The following is a 17,825-nucleotide window of genomic DNA, read 5'->3' on the forward strand; positions in this document are numbered from 1 at the left end:
ACCCGGGGCCCGCACCGGTCGGCCGACCGGCGTTCGCCGACCGACCGGCGCCGGGACCGACCCCGGAGCCATAGGATTGATCCCGATAGTCCTTCCGCCGAAGAAACGGTTCGCATTCCATGACCGCCATCACCCGCGATGAGGTCGCGCACCTCGCCCGGTTGTCGCGGCTGGCGCTCGACGAGAGCGAGCTCGACACGCTCGCCGCCCAGCTCGGTGACATCCTGACCGCCGTGGCCAAGGTGCAGGAGGTCGCCCAGGGCGACATCCCGCCCAGCTCGCACGCCCTGCCGCTGACCAACGTCTACCGCCCCGACGAGGCCAGGCCCGGCCTCGCCCACGACCAGGCACTGGCCGGTGCCCCGGCGGTGGAGGACCAGCGCTTCCGGGTTCCGCGGATCCTCGGGGAGGGTGAGTAGCGGTGAGCGACGTCATCAGCCTGACCGCCGCCGAACTCGGCGAGGCCATCAGGGAGGGGCGGGTGACCTCCGAGGAGGCCACCACCGCCTACCTGGACCGGATCGAGTCCGTGGACGGCGAGATCAACGCCTTCCTGCACGTGCGCCGCGAGACCGCGCTGGAGCAGGCCCGCGCGGTGGACGCCCGCCGCGCCGCCGGTGAGGAACTGGGCCCGCTCGCCGGCGTCCCGGTCGCCCACAAGGACGTGTTCACCACCAAGGACATGCCCACCACCGCCGCCTCGAAGATCCTGGAGGGCTGGCAGCCGCCCTACGACGCCACCGTCACGGCGCGCCTGCGCGAGGCCGGTCTGGTCATCCTGGGCAAGACCAACATGGACGAGTTCGCCATGGGCTCCTCCACGGAGAACTCCGCCTACCAGGTCACCCGCAACCCGTGGGACACCGGCCGCATCCCGGGCGGCTCCTCCGGCGGCTCCTCCGCGGCCGTGGCCGCGTTCGAGGCGCCCCTGGCCACCGGCACCGACACCGGCGGCTCCATCCGCCAGCCCGCCGCCGTGTGCGGCCTGGTCGGCGCCAAGCCCACCTACGGCGGCTCCTCCCGCTACGGGATGATCGCCTTCGCCTCCTCCCTGGACACCCCGGGCCCCTTCGCGCGCAACGTGCTCGACGCCGCCCTGCTCCACGAGGCCTTCTCCGGGCACGACCCGCGCGACTCCACCTCCATCGACGCCCCGGTTCCGCCGGTCGTGGACGCCGCCCGACTGGGCGACGTCGAGGGCCTGCGCGTGGGCGTGGTCAGCGAACTGGACAGCGACGGCTTCCAGCCGGGCGTGCGCCAGCGCTTCCACGAGACGCTGGAGCTGCTGGAGTCCCTGGGCGCGAAGATCGTGGAGCTGTCCTGCCCGAGCTTCGACGCGGCCCTGTCGGCGTACTACCTCATCGCTCCCAGCGAGTGCTCGTCCAACCTCGCCCGCTTCGACGCCATGCGCTACGGCCTGCGGGTGGGCGACGACGGCACGCGCAGCGCCGAGGAGGTCATGTCGCTGACCCGGGCCCAGGGCTTCGGCCCCGAGGTCAAGCGCCGCATCATGCTGGGCACCTACGCCCTGTCCAGCGGCTACTACGACGCGTACTACGGCAGTGCCCAGCAGGTGCGCACGCTGATCAAGCGCGACTTCGACGCCGCCTTCGAGAACGTGGACGTGCTGGTCTCGCCGACGACGCCGACCACGGCGTTCCCGATCGGCGAGCGCGCCGAGGACCCGATGGCCATGTACCTGGCCGACCTGTGCACGATCCCGTCCAACCTGGCCGGGAACGCGTCGCTGTCGGTGCCGTGCGGCCTGGCCCCGGAGGACGGCCTGCCCGTCGGCTTCCAGATCATGGCCCCGCCCCTGGCCGACGACCGCACCTACCGGGTCGCGGCCGCGGTCGAGCGCGCGCTGACCGAGCGCGACGGCGACCTGCTGGCCCGCAGCCCCTACGCGGTCGCCCGCTAGGAGCCAGCCGCCGCGGCGGAGTCGTCGAGCGCCCGCCGTCCCCGCGAGGGACGGCGGGCGCGGTGCTGTCGGCCTCCGGGAGTGCGTGGGCTCCGGCAGCGGTTGCGTTCGCTCCAGGGGCTCGGGGGCGGGGGAAACCGGGGGAGGGGCCGCCGCGCTCCGGCGACCGGCGGGGCGTTGTCCACAGGCGGAATCCGGGCTGGTGCGGCGTGTGCGCGCGGCTCTACCGTGGATATAGGGGGGTCCCCAGGCCTCTCGGCTTCGTGCTGCCCCCACGCCGCCCGGGCGGTGATCCGGGGCGCAACGCCGAGGACCCGCCCCGGAACTGTTCCGGAACGGGCCCTGGGTCACGACCGCCCAGCGGCGGTGGGAGGGGTGTCAGCCCTCCAGGTCCTGGCTGCCCGCGGCCTTGCGCTTGCGGCTCAGGTAGATGGCGCCGCCACCGGCGCCGAGGGCGGCCACACCGGCGGCCACCAGGCCGGCGAGCGCGCCGCCGGTCACCGGCAGGGTCGGCTCGTTCTGGTCGTCGGCGGGCTCGGACGGCTTGTCGACGGGCTCGGAGGGCTCGTCGCTCGGGGTCGGCTCCGGGCTCTCGGGCTCACTCGGCTCGGGGGACTCGGGCTCGCTGGGCTCGGGGGACTCCGGCGGGGTCTCGCCGCCGCTCCAGGAGACCGAGGCCGAGGCGGAGACGGTGACGTCGCTGTCCTCGGCGGTGATCAGGGTCTGGGTCGGCTGGAACTCCTCCTCGCCCTTGAACAGGCGGCCCGACTGCACGGTGGCCGTGGTCTCCAGGGAGAAGGAGGCGGTGCCCTCCGCCGCGCCCTCCGGAACGGCCAGGCCGACGGTGTCGCCGTTGTTGACCGTGGTGACGGACTCGCCGCTCTCCAGGTTGATCAGCTCGATCTCGACACCCTCGGGGGCCTCGACGCTGACCTCGATGCCGTCCTCGTCGCTGGTCTCGACGAGGAACTCACCGATCGTCTCGCCCGGGCTGCCGGAGGCCTCGCCCGGGGTGATGCTGAGCGTGGGACCGGGCTCCTGCGGGAGGTCCTGGGCTTCGGTGACCAGGTAGTCGTAGACGGCCTTGACACCGTTCGGGTCGTTCGCGGTGACCTCGGCGCCGTTACTGAAGTGCCAGATGGCGGCCTGAGTGGCGGCGATGGCTTCTTCGTCACCGAAGTGGCGGGCGTTGCCCCGGTTCAGCTCCGCGTTCTCTGCGAGCTGGGCGGCGCTGATGGTCGGGTAGCTGTTCTGGAGGATCCAGTGCACCTTGCCCGGCTCCGCGAAGTCGCCCCGGCCCGGGTAGTTCGCCCAGTCGTCCTCCAGGTACCAGGCGTTGTCCTTGATCCTGGTCTCGAGGTCGATGCAGTAGGCGGTGAGGGTGGTGCCGTCCTCCAACCGGAGGTCGAAGAGGCTCGTGCTCTCCATCTCACCGTTGATCCGGACGTCCGCGCCGGACGCGGCGGTGGCGGGGTACTGGGCGCGGACGGAGCCCTCGTAGGTCTCCACGGGGTCGGCGGAGGCCGGGGCGGCGAGCCCGAAGGCGAGGAGCGCGGCGGCGGAGGCGGCGAGAGTCGCGCGCCCGACGGAATGGGGGAGGGACACGTACGTCACGTCTTTTCCTGTGGGGATGTCACGGTGCCAACCCAGCCGTTCGCCATGGCCGGTCGCCGTGCGGCGGTCGGTGGTGGTCGGCTGCTGGGGGTGGCCAGGTAAACAGCGGTGTGCGGAGTGCCATGGAAGGGGCGGGGGCCACCCGGCCGAGAAGGCCTCTCCGGTGCGGTCGGTTGCGGGGACGGGCCCGGACCCGAGCCCGGGCCACAGCGGGAAGCTGTTAGCGCCCGTCCGATATTAGCGATATGTCCTGTCCCCTCCAACCCCGTGTTTCCGGGACCGCGGACCGCGTCCGAAGAAGGGCCGAGGGGCGTGCACAGAGAAGACGCCGAGCTCCCGTTCCGGGTTGTCCACAGGCGGGAACCGGATCTGGTGCGGGCTGTTCTCGCAGGTCTAACGTGGAAAACGGGGGGTCCCCAGGGATCCCGGCTTCGCGCTGCCCTCACGCCGGAACGCCGGGTCCGCGCACTCTCTTCGCGCGCCAAACCGTGTGGAGGCGACCAGCGGCGGTCGAGGCCGCCCCGGTCCGTCACCCCCGGTTCACCGGACTTTCTTCGCCCGGCCCCCTCGCCCAGCCCTCACCTGGGCCCATTGCCCGACCCTCGCCCGGGCCACGCCGGGATCGGTCCGGGTCTGATTCGACCGTTATCCGTGCCGCCCGTGCTCCTCCGGGTCAGAACCCGGGTGCGGAAAACAGCTCCGCGTTGGCCGCGATGGGGGGAGCATGGGTTGTCAGGAGCTTCCGACAGGAGGTCAGGAGGTTCTTCGCCCGTGTGCACCCTCGCGCAGCGGTCGCTGCTCCTTGGTCCGTGATTTTGTACCCATAGCGAGGCTCGACGGTCGAAACTCGCTATAGGTAAAAGATCATCGCAGGTCAGGGCTCTTTCGTCACGCTAAGAGCACTTCCGTTCAGCCCTTGTCCGGCACCTGTCGACGGACGCCCTGAATGCCCTTATGCCCCTTTTTCAATGGAGAGAAGTGAACGCTGCCATGGACACCACCAGTGCTCGCGACCCCGGCCGGGCCGCTCCCACAGGCGTCGGACGTCTCGGGCACCGTGCCGACCCGCTGCTGGGAACCCGGGTGCGCCTCCGGGACGCGGTGCTCCTCGGCGCGGTGACGGTGGTTTCCGGGGCGCTGCTGCTCGGCGCGGGGCTGCTGGTGGTCACCCTCACGGTCGCGGACTGGCCGCCCGCGGCCCGTGTCGTCCTCGCGTTCGGCCCTCTGCTGCTGCTCACCCCGCTGGTGGCCTGTGCCGCGGGCCACGCCCTTCTCATGCGACGCGGACCGCGCCTGACCCTGAGCGACGTGGGACTGGTGAAGCCGAACCGCGTCCCCGTCGGCCTTCTGCTGTGGATTCCGCTGGCCATCGCGTCCGCTGCGCTCTCGACGGGCGCCGCGCTCGGCGTGGTCTCCCTCCTGGGCGTCAGGCAGGAGGGAGGGTTTTCCTCGTCCTCGGAATTCTCCGGCCTCGTGGCGGAACTTCCGCTCCCCGCGAGCATCACCATCGCTCTGGGCACGGTGCTGCTCTTCCCCTTCTTCGAGGAGCTCCTCTTCCGTGGCATGCTCCACGGAGCCCTGACGCGCCACACGGCGCCGTGGGCGGCGGTCGCGCTCTCGGCCGTCGTGTTCTCCCTCGTCCACGTGGCTCCCCTGCTGATGCCCTACACCCTGGTCCTGGGCCTGTGGCTGGGGTGGCTGCACCGTCGGTACGAGTCCATCATCCCGTCGGTCGTGCTGCACTGTTGCAACAACGGACTGGCCGTGGCCATCACCCACGGCGTGCTGTGACACCGCGGCGGGCGGAGGGCCGTCGCCCGCCGCCCGGTGGGGCCCGCTACGACGCGGCGGCCTGGGCGATGGTCTGAGCGTGCCCCCGGAGGTTCTGCCAGGCGATCCACCGGACCACGCGGCTGGCGATGCCCCGGGGCTTCAGGGCGTTGCGCCAGGCCCGGCGCAGGTGCAGCCTGGAGCGGTCTCCCAGTGGTTCGATGACGATGCGCAGTGTGCGACCGCTGTCGTCCTGCGTCCAGGTGACCTCACGGCCGGGGACGCTGTGCGTGATCGACTCCCTGGTCGAGTCCTCCGTGACTCTGTTGGTCAGCTCCACGACACCGTCGCCGAGCTGCCGCGACGAGACGGAGGCCGGATCCCACTCGCCCCGGCGCTCCGGGTCGCTGACCAGTTCCCAGACCCGTTCGGGTGACACGGGCACCTCAAGGTCGTAGGTCGTGTACTCCCAGCCCTCGGGCGGCTGTTCGGAGGCGTCGGCGCTGTCCGCCGAGGACGGCTTCGGGCCCTGCGGCCTCTCCGCCAGCTCGCCGAGGTCGCGCCGGAGCCGGTCGGTGTCCGCGCCCAGCCGGTCCAGGACCCGTCGCACCCGGCCGCCCTCGTCGTCGATCAGCGCCGCGAGCAGGGACGCGTCGCCCCCGGCCGCCGGGATGTCGTACTCAAGCTCCTCCAGACGGGGAGTGGACCGAAGCCAACCCTTCGAATCCTCGACGGACGGAGCCGGCACGGTGACGTCGACCCCCAGCATGGCGAGGTCCTCGCGGAGGATCTCGTCGATCGCCGAGCGCGCTTCGGCCAGGCCCACCCCGGAGTCCATGAGCAGACGGGCCCCCGGACCGCCGGTGACCAGCACACCCAACAGGAGGTGCTCGAAGTCGACTTCGGCGTGGCCCGCGCGGGCGGCCTCGTGGCTCGCGGCCCCAAAGGTCGCGATCCGGTCGAAGTGCCTGTTGATCAGGCCCTGCTTCGCCGACGGGTTCGTCATCGTTGTCCCCTCCTGGCTGCTTCGATGTGGCTCAACCGTTTTCCGTACTTCTTGTGGACGGCCTGACGGGTCACCCCGAGCGCGGCGGCGATGGAGCTCCATGACTCGCCCGACCGCAGCGCCTGTTCGACCTGCCGCAGCTCCAGAGAGTCGACCACCGCGCGCAGGGAGGCGACGGCGCGCAGTCCCTGCACGGGGGTCGATGTGTCCGAGGCGGTGGCCGCCAGCTGTACCGCATCCATGGCGTCAACCTAGGTTGCGCGACTACGGTTGTCAACCTAGGTTGCGCACCCTCCTGTTGTCAACCCGGGTTGCGCGCGTGCCGGAGTGCGTCCTCTCGGCGGGCGAGCGGGCTCGGCGCATCGGCCGTCCCCGGCCGCTCCGGGGCACGGCCGTCCGCCTTCCGGACAACGCGAAGGGCCCGCTTCCGTGGTCTCCCACGGAAACGGGCCCTCAGGCTCCACCGTCCTCGGACGGTGGGAGGGGTGTTAGCCCTCCAGGTCCTGGCTGCCCGCGGCCTTGCGCTTGCGGCTCAGGTAGATGGCGCCGCCACCGGCGCCGAGGGCGGCCACACCGGCGGCCACCAGGCCGGCGAGCGCGCCGCCGGTCACCGGCAGGGTCGGCTCGTTCTGGTCGTCGGCGGGCTCGGACGGCTTGTCGACGGGCTCGGAGGGCTCGTCGCTCGGGGTCGGCTCCGGGCTCTCGGGCTCGCTCGGCTCGGGGGACTCCGGCTCGCTGGGCTCGGGGGACTCCGGCGGGGTCTCGCCGCCGCCCACGGTCCAGTCGGCCGAGGCGGACGCGGACACGGTGGTCTGGCCGCCCTCGGCGGTGATCAGGGTCTGGGTCGGCTTCTTGCTCTCACCCTTGAACAGGCGGCCGGTAGCGACCGTCGCGCTGGCCTCCAGGGAGAAGCTGGCCTGGCCCGCCTCGGCGTCGGCCGGGACGGCGAAGCCGACGGTGTCACCGCTGTTGACCTCGGTGACGGCCTCGCCGGTCTCCAGGTCGACCAGCGTGACGCCCTCGGGCGCCTGGAGGTCCACCGGGATGGCGCTGGCGTTGGTCTGGATGAGGAACTCACCGACGGTCTCACCGGCGGTGCCGGAGGCCGCGCCGGGGGTGATGCTCAGGGCCGGGGCGGGCTCGGCGGTCTGCGGCAGCTCGTCGGCGTTCTCGATCAGGTAGGTGTAGACCGTCCTGACGGCCTCGGAGTTGCCCTCATCCTTGAGGTTCACGCCGTTGCTGAAGTGCCAGATCGCGGCCTGGGTGGCGCCCAGGGCGTCCCGCTGGCTCAGGCCCTCGACACCGGCCTCCGCGCCCAGCTCCTCGGCGGTCAGAGCCGGGTAGGCGTTCTGCAGGATCCAGTGGACCTTGGCGGGCGCGGCGAACTCGCCCTTGCCGGGGTAGTTGGCCCAGTCGTCCTCGCGGTACCAGGCACCGCCACGGATGTTGGTCTCGAAGTCGATGCAGTAGGTCGTCAGGACCGTGCCGTCTTCGAGTTCGAGGTTGAAGAGGCTGGTGCCGATGGTGCCGCCGCTGGTCGCGACGTTGACGCCTTCCTCGGCGTTGCCGGTGTACTTCGCGCGGGCGGAGCCCTCGTAGGTCTCCACGGTGTCCGCGGCCGCGGGGGCTGCCAGGCCGAAGGCCAGGAACGCGGCTGCGGTGGCCGCCAGGCCGGTGCGGCCGACGGTGCGGGGGAGGGAGGAGATACTCAAATTGTGTCCCGGTGTGTTCTAGGGGTAACCGGATGGAAAAATGTCTGCCCAAAGGACGACGGGAACCGATGGGACGGACAGCGGTGGCCACGGCGCGACGGTCGCCGGGAAAAACCGGTGCCGCCTGCTGCGTTCACCCGTTCCGGGGGGTCACCACGTCGGGGGTCGGATCGTGGCGCCGTGTGGGGTGGGCGCGATCTTCCGGTGGGGCTCGCCGTGACGCGGGAGCCGGTCGCGCTCGCCGTGGGGCCAACGCTCGCCTGATACTAGCGATCCCCTTCGCTACTTCCAAGCTGGTTCGCGGAAAATGTGACCGGATACGGCCAGGAAAAAATTCCTCGCAGGTAGAACCGCATTATGTCGAAAAGCTATGCAACGAAAGCGGGAGTTCCGCGTCCCCCAGCGCGGTCAGTCGCGTCGTTTGCGTCCCACAACCAGGATGATCAGGCCGGATACCACCAGGGCCCCCGCGATGACCAACAGTCCGGACAGCCAGGTTCCGGTGACGGCCAGATCGTCCTCGGGGATTCGGTCCTCCGCTGTGGGAGATACCTCCTCGGCGGGAACCTCCTCCTCGACGGCCTCCTCCAGGGCGGGGGGCTCCTCCTCCGGCACGGGCTCCGGGCTCGCCGCGGCCACCGGCTCCTCGGTCTGCTCCGGATGCCACGTGAACGTCGCGATGGCCGAACTCGTCGCCGAACCCGCCTCCGCGGTCACCAGGGAGCGGGTGCGCACGCCGTCCCTGCCGGTGAACAGGCGCCCCTGCGGCAGCGGGAAGTCCCGGCCGTGCAGGTGCAGGGTCGCCACGCCCGCAGGGACCGACGGGTCCACGTCCAGGAAGACCCGCTCGCCGTCGCCCGTCTGCGTGACCGGCTCCCCGTCCGCGTCGACCAGCCACGACGCCGGGGCGCCGCGCACCGACACCGACACCGGCTCCGCTCCGGAGCTGTGCACAGTCAACGGCCCCAGCGGCTCCTCGGGGGCGACCGCCTCCACGTGGGACGGCGACACCGCCAGGGACCGGGAGACGGTGTTGTCCGGCGCGGACGCGCTGCCCTCCACCAGGTGGTCGTACAGCGCCATGACTCCCGGGTCGTTGGCGTCGGGGTCCGGCCGCACCCCCTCCAGCACGTGCCACAGGGCGGCCTGGGTGCCCGCGATCGCCCGTGCCTCGTCCAACCGGGGCAGGTCGCCCCCCTCCAGCAGGGACTCCAGACCGACCGCCGGATAGGAATGGGAGACGATCCAGTTCGCCCGGTCGGCGGGATCCGTTTCCTGTGGGGTTTCGGACCACTCCGGAACGTCCGACCACGCTGACTCCACGTAGGCCGCGTACGGGTGGACCTCCTCGTCCGCGGTCACCGTGTAGGCCCGGACCGAGGCGTGCTCGGCCACGCGCAGGCTGAACAGCGCCGTGTCGGCCTCCCGGCCGTCGGCGAGCACGAGCGGCGCGCCCTCGACGGGGTCGCGGTCCACGCGTGAGAAGTCGTCGGCGCCGGCCGCCGGAGCACCCAGCAGGGTGCCGATCAGGGCCGAGGCGGAAAGCAGCGCGGCGTACCGACGCGGGATGCCGGACATGCTCGTGCGCTCCCATGAGAAGGCGGCGGCCGCAATCCGGGGCCACCGGCGAAATCGTCTTCCTGGGCCACCCAGACTAACGGTCCGGCACCCGGCGGCAGCGGACATTCCCCTGACAGCGTCCCAATCGTGTACTGGCCGTGATGTCCGGTGACCTGGCCGTGACTCCGCTGTCGGGCACCCCACCCCCGCACGCTCGGTAGGCTGAACTGGAAGGTATGTCGTCTACGGAAGCGGGTTTGCGGCGATGGCCCACGCGGTACGTCCCAGCTCTGCCACGAACAGCGGTCCTGCGCCGGTGGCCTACGAGCAGGCACTGGCCAGGTACGAGCCCGTCCTCGGCCTGGAGACCCACATCGAGCTGGGCACCGCCTCCAAGATGTTCTGCTCCTGCCCCACCGCGTTCGGAGCCGACCCCAACACGCAGGTGTGCCCGGTCTGCCTGGCGCTGCCCGGCTCCCTGCCGGTCGTCAACGAGAAGGCGGTCGAGGGCGCCATCCGGCTGGGCCTGGCGCTGAACTGCTCCATCGCCCCCTGGGGCAGGTTCGCCCGGAAGAACTACTTCTATCCGGACATGCCGAAGAACTACCAGATCTCCCAGTACGACGAGCCGATCTGCGTCGACGGCCACCTCGACGTCACCGTCGACACCCCCGACGGCCCCCGCGTGTTCCGCGTGGACATCGAGCGGGTCCACATGGAGGAGGACACCGGCAAGACCTCCCACGTGGGCGGGGCCACCGGACGCATCCACGGCGCCGACTACTCCATCGTCGACTACAACCGCGCGGGCATCCCGCTGCTGGAGATCGTCACCAAGCCCGTCACCGGCACCGGCGACCTGGCGCCCCTGGTCGCCCGCGCCTACGCCGCCGAGCTGCGCGACCTGGTCCGCTCCCTGGGCATCTCCGACGTGCGCATGGAGGAGGGCTCCATGCGCTGCGACGTCAACGTCTCCATCAACCCGCTCGGCGCCTCGGAGTGGGGCACCCGCAGCGAGACCAAGAACGTCAACTCGCTGCGTTCGGTCGAGCGGGCCGTGCGCTCGGAGATCGAGCGCCAGGCGGGCGTGCTCGACGCCGGGCAGAAGGTCGTGCAGGAGACCCGCCACTTCCAGGAGAACACCGGCCGCAGCATCTCCGGCCGCTCCAAGGAGGAGGCACAGGACTACCGCTACTTCCCCGACCCCGACCTGGTGCCCGTCGCGCCCTCGGCGGAGTGGGTGGAGGAGCTGCGCGCCACCCTGCCGGAGCTGCCCGCCGCCAAGCGCGCCCGGATCCGCGCCGAGTGGGACCTCACCGACACCGAACTGCGCGACCTGGTCAACGCCGACGCCATCGACCTGGTCGCGGCGACCGTGGCCGAGGGCGCCCCGTCGGCCGAGGCCCGCAAGCTGTGGCTCAACGAGCTCTCGCGCCGCGCCACCGAGCAGGAGGTGGAGCTGGCCGCCCTGCCCATCACCCCGGCGCAGGTCGCGCGCGTCATCGCCCTGGTCGCCGAGGGCACGCTCACCAACAAGCTCGCCCGCCAGGTGGTGGAGGGCGTGCTGGCCGGTGAGGGCGAGCCCGACGCGGTGGTCGAGGCCCGCGGCCTCAAGGTGGTCAGCGACGACGGCGCCCTGGGCGCGGCCGTGGACGAGGCCATCGCCGCCAACCCCGACGCGGCCGACAAGGTGCGCGGCGGCAAGGTCGCCGCGGCCGGCGCCCTGGTGGGCGCCGTGATGAAGGCGACCCGCGGCCAGGCAGACGCGGGACGCGCCCGCGAGCTCATCCTGGCCAAACTCGGCGCGAGCTGATCCGTCACGGCGGCCTCCGTGCGGCGCCGGGCCCCTGTGCCCGGCGCCCCCGGTCCACCCCCCGTGGCGGACACACCCCGCGGACGGCCGTTCCGGGGAGGCCGTGCCGTCCGCCATCCGGTTCGTCCCGTTCTGTCGGTGCCGGGTGGCACCCTGCATGGGCCGTGGGTCAGCCGGGCGGGCGGTAGGAACCCGGAACCCGCTTCCGGGGACCGCGCCGCGCCCGGAGAACCGGGGGCGGGCGCCCCGCGGAGCCGCGACGCGCCGGGGCGGACACCGGATGGGCGGGAGTCGGAGATCACTGTGGGTGATGGTTCCGTCGTCATCTCTCATCCGGTCCTCAATCGCTGTGTGACCTTGGTTGCGTAGGGTTGCGACGCACGGGGACGTGTACGGTCCCCCGGGCCGTTCCGTCACCGGGCCCGTCCCAGTCCCGCGAGATCCTGGGCGGCAGACGCGGTGCCGGGTGCTGTGCCGCGCCCGGACTCGAACGACGCGAGGTGGGTGCTCCATGTCCGAGGAGAGAGCGTGACCGCGGCAGGACGCCGCGTCGACCGTGACGTGCCCGCTGGGAGGTCGGTGATGGGAACCCGGGCGCGCCGCCTGTGGACTGTGGCCCTGGTGGCGCTGTTCCTGCTCTACCTGGTGGGGACCCTGGTCCCCTCGGCGCAGACCAGCGTGACCGCCGCGCTCGCCGAGTGGCCCACGTCCGTCGCGGCCGGGGCCGCGGGGCTGTCGCTGCTCTACGCCTCGCGCCGCTGGGCGGCCACCGGTGCCGACCGGGACGCCCACGCCGACGGCGCGGACGGGCCCTCAGCCCTGCGCCACCTCGGCTTCGCCGCGCTCGCCTGGTGCGCGGGTGGCGTCACTCACGGTCTGATCCGTCTGTTCAGCTCCGCCACGGCCCTGTCGCTCACTCTGGGTGACCTCTTCTCCCTCGCGGCCCTGCCACTCTTCGTGATCGGTTTCACCAAGTTCGCGCCGTGGCCGGGCGGCCTGCGGACCGCCGTGCGCCACGTCACCGACAGCTACGTGTGCGCCGCGGCGGTCTTCTCCGTGGTCTGGCTGCTGCTGTTCTCCCCGCTCTACCAGGAACTCGGCGAGGGCGCCGGGTTCCTCGGCTTCGCCCTGGTCTACCCGGTCGCCGACATCGTCGTGCTGTGCCTGCTCGTGCCGCTGGTCTTCATGTCGCCGCACAGCACGCGGCGCGCGGTGCTGGTGGCCATCGGCGCCCTCATCGTCATCGCCGGGGCGGACATCCTCGGCGCGCTCACCCGCCTGACCGGCCCGCCCGTCCTCGGCGGGGTCGAACACCCGGTCAGGTTCCTGGGCTTCGCCCTGCTGGGGGCCCTGCCGTGGCTCGTGGAGCACCGGCCCGGCACCGACCCGCGCCGGATCACCGGCCGGGGGCTCTACCGGTTCGCGCCCGAACTCGCCGCCATCGGCGCCGTGTTCGTGGCCGCCGTGGTGCTGACCGTGGCGGGGGTCCGCCTGGCCGGGGTGGCACCGGTGCTGCCGCTGGCCGCGGGCACCGCCGTGGTGGTGCTCCTGGTGCGCATGGTGGGCATGCTGGAGGAGAACTCCACGCTCTCCCGGATGGTGCGCAACCGCGAGGTCCACTTCCACGAGCTGGCGCGCAACAGCGGCGACGTCATCCTCGTGCTGGACCGCGACGGCGGCGTGAACTACGTCAGCCCGGGCACGGCCGAGGCCTTCGGCTACCGGCTCGACGACGTGCTCGCCGTCCCCGTCACCGAGCTCATCCACCCCGAGGACCTGGGACGCACCAAGGCCGTCACCGACCTGTTCGCCGGGCGAGGCGCCCAGGGGGTGCACATGCGGCTGCGGGTGCGGGCGGCCGACGGGACCTGGCGGCACACCGAGTCCACCATGTCCCTGTACGAGCAGCCCGGTGAGCCCGACCGGCTGCTGGTGACCACCCGCGACATCAGCGCGCAGGTGGCGCTCCAGGACGAGGTGGAGCACCTGACGTTCCACGACGGTGTGACCGGCCTGCCCAACCGCGCCTACCTGGAGGAGCGGGCCAGCGACGTCCTGGCGCACCGGGTGATCAACGAGGAGCCCGCGGGCGAGGTCGCGGTGATCTTCCTGGACCTGGACGGGTTCACGGCGGTCAACGACTCCGCCGGGCACGTGCGCGGCGACCACCTGCTCGGCCAGGCGGCCCGCAGGCTGCGCGGCGAGCTGGACTCCGACGCGACCCTGGCGCGCTGGGGCGGGGACGAGTTCGCGGTGCTGGTGGAGAACGTGCCCCGGGTCCAGCGGGTGGTGGACCTGGCCGAGCGCCTGGGGAGGGTGATCGCCTCGGAGCCGTTCCCGGTCGCCGACCGGGACATCATGCTGACCGCCAGCATCGGCGTGGCCTTCGCCGAGCCGGTCACCGACAGCGGCGAGCTGCTGCGCAACGCCGACGTGGCCATGACCCGGGCCAAGGAGCGCGGGGCGGGCCACGTGGAGGTCTACGCCGCGCACATGCACGACACGGTGATCTCGCGCCTGGAACTCCAGATCCGCCTGCGCGAGGCGCTGGCCAAGGACGAGTTCTTCCTGGAGTACCAGCCCGTCGTGGACCTGGGCAGCTCCCAGGTGACCTCGGTGGAGGCGCTGGTGCGCTGGGACCGCGACGGCGAGACGATCGGCCCCGAGGACTTCATCGGCGCGGCCGAGGAGTCGGGCCTGATAGTGCCGCTGGGCGAGCGGATCCTGCGCGAGGCCTGCGGGAAGGTCTCGGTGTGGCGGCTCTCGGACTGGGACATCGGCCTGTCGGTGAACCTGTCGGTCAAGCAGGTGCTGTCGCCGCGCTTCGTGGAGTCGGTGGCGGGGATCCTCGCCGAGTCGGGGCTTCCGGCCGAGGTGCTGACCCTGGAGGTCGACGAGGAGGTCCTGCTCGACGACGGCGGGGAGGCGGTGCAGCGCTTGGGCGAGCTGCGCGAGCTGGGCGTGCGGCTGGCCATCGACGACTACGGGATGGGTTACGCGTCCCTGGCGCACCTGCGCAGGCTGAGCGTGGACGCGATCAAGATCGACCCGTCGTTCGTGGCGGACCTGGGCCGCGACGACACGGTCACGCTGCTCACGCACACGATCATCCAGCTGGGGCGCGACCTGGGCGTGCAGGTGGTGGCCGAGGGCATCGAGCGCTCCGAGCAGCTGGAGCAGCTGCGCGCCATGGGCTGCGACCACGGCCAGGGGTTCCTGGTGGCCCGGCCCATGCCCGCGAGCGGTGTGGAGTCGCTCGTCGGCGGCGAGGCCGGGGTCAGCCTGTAAAGAACGTCCCTGCGGAGGCGACATATCCGGACGTTGTGCCTTTGGCCTGCGGAGACTGCGACACGCCCGCTAATTTTCCGGCATGCCCTCACACGAACACGAGTTCCCTCTCGATCTCATCCGGCATGATCCGACCTTCGCGGCGGAGCTTCTCCAGGAGGTCACGGGGAAGCCGTTGCCCGAACACACGCGGGTGCGCTGCGACGCTGCGGAGGCGACGCGCACCGCACCCGCGTACCTGAACTCGGACTCGCTGGTGGTCTGCGAGCGTCCTCCCCTGCCTCATGAGAGGCAGGACGGGCCGGTGCCGGTCCTCGCGATCATCACCGAACCCCAGAACACGTGGGATTCGCGCAAGCCCTACAGCTGGCCCTGCTACGTCGCCAACATCCGGCACCGGCTCAAGTGCCCGGTCGCGCTGTTGGTCCTCACCCCGACCACGGCGCTCGCCCGGCGTTACTCCCCGCCCATCGACCTGGGCTGCGGTGAGATCCGCCCTCTGGTCCTCGCCCTGGACACCCTCGAACCCGTCACCGACCAGAATGCGGCGGCGGCGCACCCGGTGCTGACCATCCTCGCTCTGGCCTCGAATCCGACCGACGACAAGGACGCGCTGGAGGCCCTGACCGTTGCTCTGAAGAGCCTCGATGCCTCCGCTACGTCGCTGTACTCTGACTATGTGCTCGCGGCCCTGTCCGCGACCGCCCTAAGCTCCCTGGAGGAGATCATGGCCGTGCGTGACTACGAGTTCCGGACCGAACTGATCGGCCGCCCCTTCCGTGAGGGCGAGGCCAAGGGCCGGGCCGCTGGCCGGGCCGAGGCGATCCTGGGTGTGCTGGACGCCCGGGGGATCGCGGTGTCGAACGAGGTGCGCGAGCGGGTCAACGCGTCCTCGGACCTCGACGAGCTGGACCGGTGGGTCCGCCGTGCGGCGAAGGTGGACAGCGCGGAGGACATCTTCCTCTGAACGGGCGGACGATTGTGCGCTGACCGCGAGCCCCGTTCCGCTCCGCGGACTCCGACCGCCGCCCGTGCGGTGTGCGTCACACGAAACCGGGGTGACTTGTCAGTATTCGCCCAGTTCGTAGGGGTTGTCGTGCCATTGAGGGGTGCCGCATGCTGACATTTCCGTCTCATTAATTGAGACAATATGTCGTTCTGGTTGACGGGTGCCCTCTCCGTCGGCCAATGTGGTCAGCATGCAGAGCAACTCCCTGATTCTCGTACTTGGTCGGCGCGCAGCCCGCTGAGTTTCCTCTGCTGCGCGCCACCCCTCAACCGCCGTCGGCGGTGGGGGTTTTTTTATTGCCAGGCCCAGAGTCAGACCCACCAGGCCAGAGCCCCCGTGCCGCTCTGACCCTCGCTGAAGGATCTTGAGATGACCGAGCAGATGACCGGCGCCCAATCGCTGATCAGGTCGCTGGAACAGGTCGGCGTTGACACTGTCTTCGGGATTCCCGGCGGCGCCATCCTCCCGGCCTACGACCCGCTCTACGACTCGGCCAAGGTGCGCCACATCCTCATGCGCCACGAGCAGGGGGCCGGTCACGCCGCCGAGGGCTACGCCTACGCCACCGGCCGCCCGGGGGTGTGCATGGCCACCAGCGGGCCCGGCGCCACCAACCTGGTCACCCCGCTCGCCGACGCGCACATGGACTCGGTCCCGATGGTCGCCATCACCGGCCAGGTCGCCTCCCCGATGATCGGCACCGACGCCTTCCAGGAAGCCGACATCTGCGGCATCACCATGCCGATCACCAAGCACAACTTCCTGGTCAAGGACGTGCGCGAGATCCCGCGGATCGTCGCCGAGGCCTTCCACATCGCCTCCAGCGGACGCCCCGGCCCCGTCCTGGTCGACATCTCCAAGGACGCCCTGCAGAACTCCGCCGAGTTCGTCTGGCCCGAGCGCCTCGAACTGCCCGGCTACCGCCCGGTCACCAAGCCGCACGGCAAGCAGGTCCGCGAGGCAGCCCGCATGATCGCCGAGGCCCGGCGCCCGGTGTTCTACGTCGGCGGCGGCGTCCTGCGCGCCGGCGCCGCCGCCGAGCTGCGCGTCCTGGCCGAGCTCACCGGCGCCCCCGTCGTCTCCACCCTGATGGCCCGCGGCGTCTTCCCCGACAGCCACCCGCAGTCGGTGGGCATGCCCGGCATGCACGGCGACGTCGCCGCCGTCGGCGCCCTCCAGAAGGCCGACCTCATCGTCGCCCTGGGCGCGCGCTTCGACGACCGCGTCACCGGACGCCTGGACAGCTTCGCCCCTGACGCCAAGATCGTCCACGCCGACATCGACCCGGCCGAGATCTCCAAGAACCGCCACGCCGACGTGCCCATCGTCGGCGACTGCCGCGAGGTCCTCGCCGACCTGGTCGTGGCCGTGCGCGCCGACCAGGAGAAGGGCCGCCAGGGCGACTACGCGGCCTGGTGGCAGCAGCTCAACCGCCTGCGCAACACCTACCCCAAGGGTTACGAGGCGCCCGAGGACGGCAGCCTGTCCCCGCAGGCCGTCATCGAACGCCTGGGCAAGATCGTCGGTCCGGAGGCCACCTACGTCGCGGGCGTGGGCCAGCACCAGATGTGGGCCGCCCAGTTCATCGACTACGAGCGCCCCGGCTCCTTCGTCAACTCCGGCGGCCTGGGCACTATGGGCTTCTCCGTCCCCGCCGCGCTCGGCGCCAAGGTCGGCGACCCCGACCGGACCGTGTGGTCGGTCGACGGCGACGGCTGCTTCCAGATGACCAACCAGGAACTGGCCACCTGCGCGATCGAGGGCATCCCGGTCAAGGTCGCCGTGGTCAACAACGGCAACCTGGGCATGGTCCGCCAGTGGCAGACCCTGTTCTACGAGGGCCGCTACTCCAACACCGACCTCCAGACCGCCCCGCGCGACGAGAAGGTCCGCATCCCCGACTTCGTCCGCCTCGCGGAGGCGTACGGTTGTGTCGGCCTGCGCTGCGAGCGAGCCGAGGACATCGACGCCACCATCGAGAAGGCCATGGCGATCGACGACGCCCCCGTCGTCGTGGACTTCACCGTCAACCACGACGCCATGGTCTGGCCGATGGTCGGCCCCGGCGTCAGCAACGACAACATCCAGTACGCGCGCGACATGGCGCCGAACTGGGAACACGAGGACTAAGA

At 71.4% G+C, this 17,825-nt stretch carries 12 protein-coding genes; 7 read left to right on the plus strand and 5 right to left on the minus strand.

The window, feature by feature from the left end:
- Positions 1–119 precede the first annotated feature (119 nt).
- Together gatC and gatA are read left to right on the plus strand one after the other, a co-directional pair.
- Positions 120–419, plus strand: a complete 300-nt coding sequence (gene gatC, locus PV789_RS04740; RefSeq protein ID WP_013151219.1) for an Asp-tRNA(Asn)/Glu-tRNA(Gln) amidotransferase subunit GatC — start codon at positions 120–122, stop codon at positions 417–419.
- Positions 420–421: 2 nt separating this feature from the next.
- The gene (gene gatA, locus PV789_RS04745) at positions 422–1,921 is read left to right on the plus strand and encodes an Asp-tRNA(Asn)/Glu-tRNA(Gln) amidotransferase subunit GatA (protein WP_274976304.1); all 1,500 of its coding nucleotides are present in this window, start codon (positions 422–424) and stop codon (positions 1,919–1,921) included.
- A 378-nt stretch (positions 1,922–2,299) separates the two neighbouring features.
- Here the strand turns inward: gatA and PV789_RS04750 are convergent, their stop codons facing one another.
- A complete protein-coding gene (locus PV789_RS04750) occupies positions 2,300–3,535 on the minus strand; it encodes a thioester domain-containing protein (RefSeq protein ID WP_274976305.1) in 1,236 nt (411 codons plus the stop codon).
- A 990-nt stretch (positions 3,536–4,525) separates the two neighbouring features.
- Between PV789_RS04750 and PV789_RS04755 the strand changes: the two genes are divergently transcribed.
- Positions 4,526–5,326, plus strand: coding sequence for a CPBP family intramembrane glutamic endopeptidase (locus PV789_RS04755; RefSeq protein ID WP_274976306.1), 801 nt, complete (start codon positions 4,526–4,528; stop codon positions 5,324–5,326).
- A gap of 46 nt (positions 5,327–5,372) precedes the next feature.
- On the opposite strand, the gene PV789_RS04760 is transcribed toward PV789_RS04755, so the two are convergent.
- The 4 genes from PV789_RS04760 to PV789_RS04775 all read right to left on the minus strand — a co-directional run bounded on the left by PV789_RS04760 (position 5,373) and on the right by PV789_RS04775 (position 9,601).
- Positions 5,373–6,311: an SRPBCC family protein gene (locus tag PV789_RS04760; RefSeq protein ID WP_274976307.1), complete on the minus strand. Its 939-nt coding sequence runs from the start codon at positions 6,309–6,311 to the stop codon at positions 5,373–5,375.
- Positions 6,308–6,553, minus strand: a complete 246-nt coding sequence (locus tag PV789_RS04765) for a hypothetical protein (RefSeq protein WP_274976308.1) — start codon at positions 6,551–6,553, stop codon at positions 6,308–6,310. The genes PV789_RS04760 and PV789_RS04765 overlap by 4 nt, the downstream gene beginning before the upstream one ends.
- 246 nt (positions 6,554–6,799) lie before the next feature.
- Positions 6,800–8,023 carry a thioester domain-containing protein gene (locus PV789_RS04770; RefSeq protein ID WP_274976309.1) on the minus strand — a complete coding sequence of 408 codons (1,224 nt, stop codon included), beginning with the start codon at positions 8,021–8,023 and terminating at the stop codon, positions 6,800–6,802.
- Between the two features lie 408 nt (positions 8,024–8,431).
- Positions 8,432–9,601, minus strand: coding sequence for a thioester domain-containing protein (locus PV789_RS04775; RefSeq protein WP_274976310.1), 1,170 nt, complete (start codon positions 9,599–9,601; stop codon positions 8,432–8,434).
- A gap of 298 nt (positions 9,602–9,899) precedes the next feature.
- Between PV789_RS04775 and gatB the strand changes: the two genes are divergently transcribed.
- The 4 genes from gatB (at position 9,900) to PV789_RS04795 (ending at position 17,823) form a co-directional block, all read left to right on the plus strand.
- Positions 9,900–11,396 (plus strand): Asp-tRNA(Asn)/Glu-tRNA(Gln) amidotransferase subunit GatB, encoded by a 1,497-nt coding sequence (gene gatB / locus PV789_RS04780; RefSeq protein WP_274976311.1) that lies wholly within the window; start codon positions 9,900–9,902, stop codon positions 11,394–11,396.
- Positions 11,397–11,978: 582 nt separating this feature from the next.
- Positions 11,979–14,684: a putative bifunctional diguanylate cyclase/phosphodiesterase gene (locus PV789_RS04785; protein ID WP_274978049.1), complete on the plus strand. Its 2,706-nt coding sequence runs from the start codon at positions 11,979–11,981 to the stop codon at positions 14,682–14,684.
- Between the two features lie 82 nt (positions 14,685–14,766).
- Complete coding sequence (locus PV789_RS04790) at positions 14,767–15,651, plus strand: hypothetical protein (protein ID WP_274976312.1); 885 nt, start codon at positions 14,767–14,769, stop codon at positions 15,649–15,651.
- A 411-nt stretch (positions 15,652–16,062) separates the two neighbouring features.
- Entirely contained in the window at positions 16,063–17,823 is a 1,761-nt protein-coding gene (locus tag PV789_RS04795) for an acetolactate synthase large subunit (protein ID WP_274976313.1), read from the plus strand.
- The last annotated feature ends 2 nt before the right edge of the window (positions 17,824–17,825 follow it).

Origin of the sequence: Nocardiopsis camelliae (assembly GCF_028993595.1) — a bacterium.
Classification (GTDB): Bacteria; Actinomycetota; Actinomycetes; order Streptosporangiales; family Streptosporangiaceae; genus Nocardiopsis; species Nocardiopsis dassonvillei.

Bases quoted from the DNA above. Each gene is read 5' to 3' on its own strand.
- gatC (WP_013151219.1), top strand. From the start codon at position 120: ATGACCGCCATCACCCGCGATGAGGTCGCGCACCTCGCCCGGTTGTCG.
- PV789_RS04795 (WP_274976313.1), top strand. From the start codon at position 16,063: ATGACCGAGCAGATGACCGGCGCCCAATCGCTGATCAGGTCGCTGGAA.
- PV789_RS04755 (WP_274976306.1), top strand. From the start codon at position 4,526: ATGGACACCACCAGTGCTCGCGACCCCGGCCGGGCCGCTCCCACAGGC.
- PV789_RS04790 (WP_274976312.1), top strand. From the start codon at position 14,767: ATGCCCTCACACGAACACGAGTTCCCTCTCGATCTCATCCGGCATGAT.
- PV789_RS04760 (WP_274976307.1), bottom strand. From the start codon at position 6,311: ATGACGAACCCGTCGGCGAAGCAGGGCCTGATCAACAGGCACTTCGAC.
- PV789_RS04765 (WP_274976308.1), bottom strand. From the start codon at position 6,553: ATGGATGCGGTACAGCTGGCGGCCACCGCCTCGGACACATCGACCCCC.
- PV789_RS04785 (WP_274978049.1), top strand. From the start codon at position 11,979: ATGGGAACCCGGGCGCGCCGCCTGTGGACTGTGGCCCTGGTGGCGCTG.
- PV789_RS04775 (WP_274976310.1), bottom strand. From the start codon at position 9,601: ATGTCCGGCATCCCGCGTCGGTACGCCGCGCTGCTTTCCGCCTCGGCC.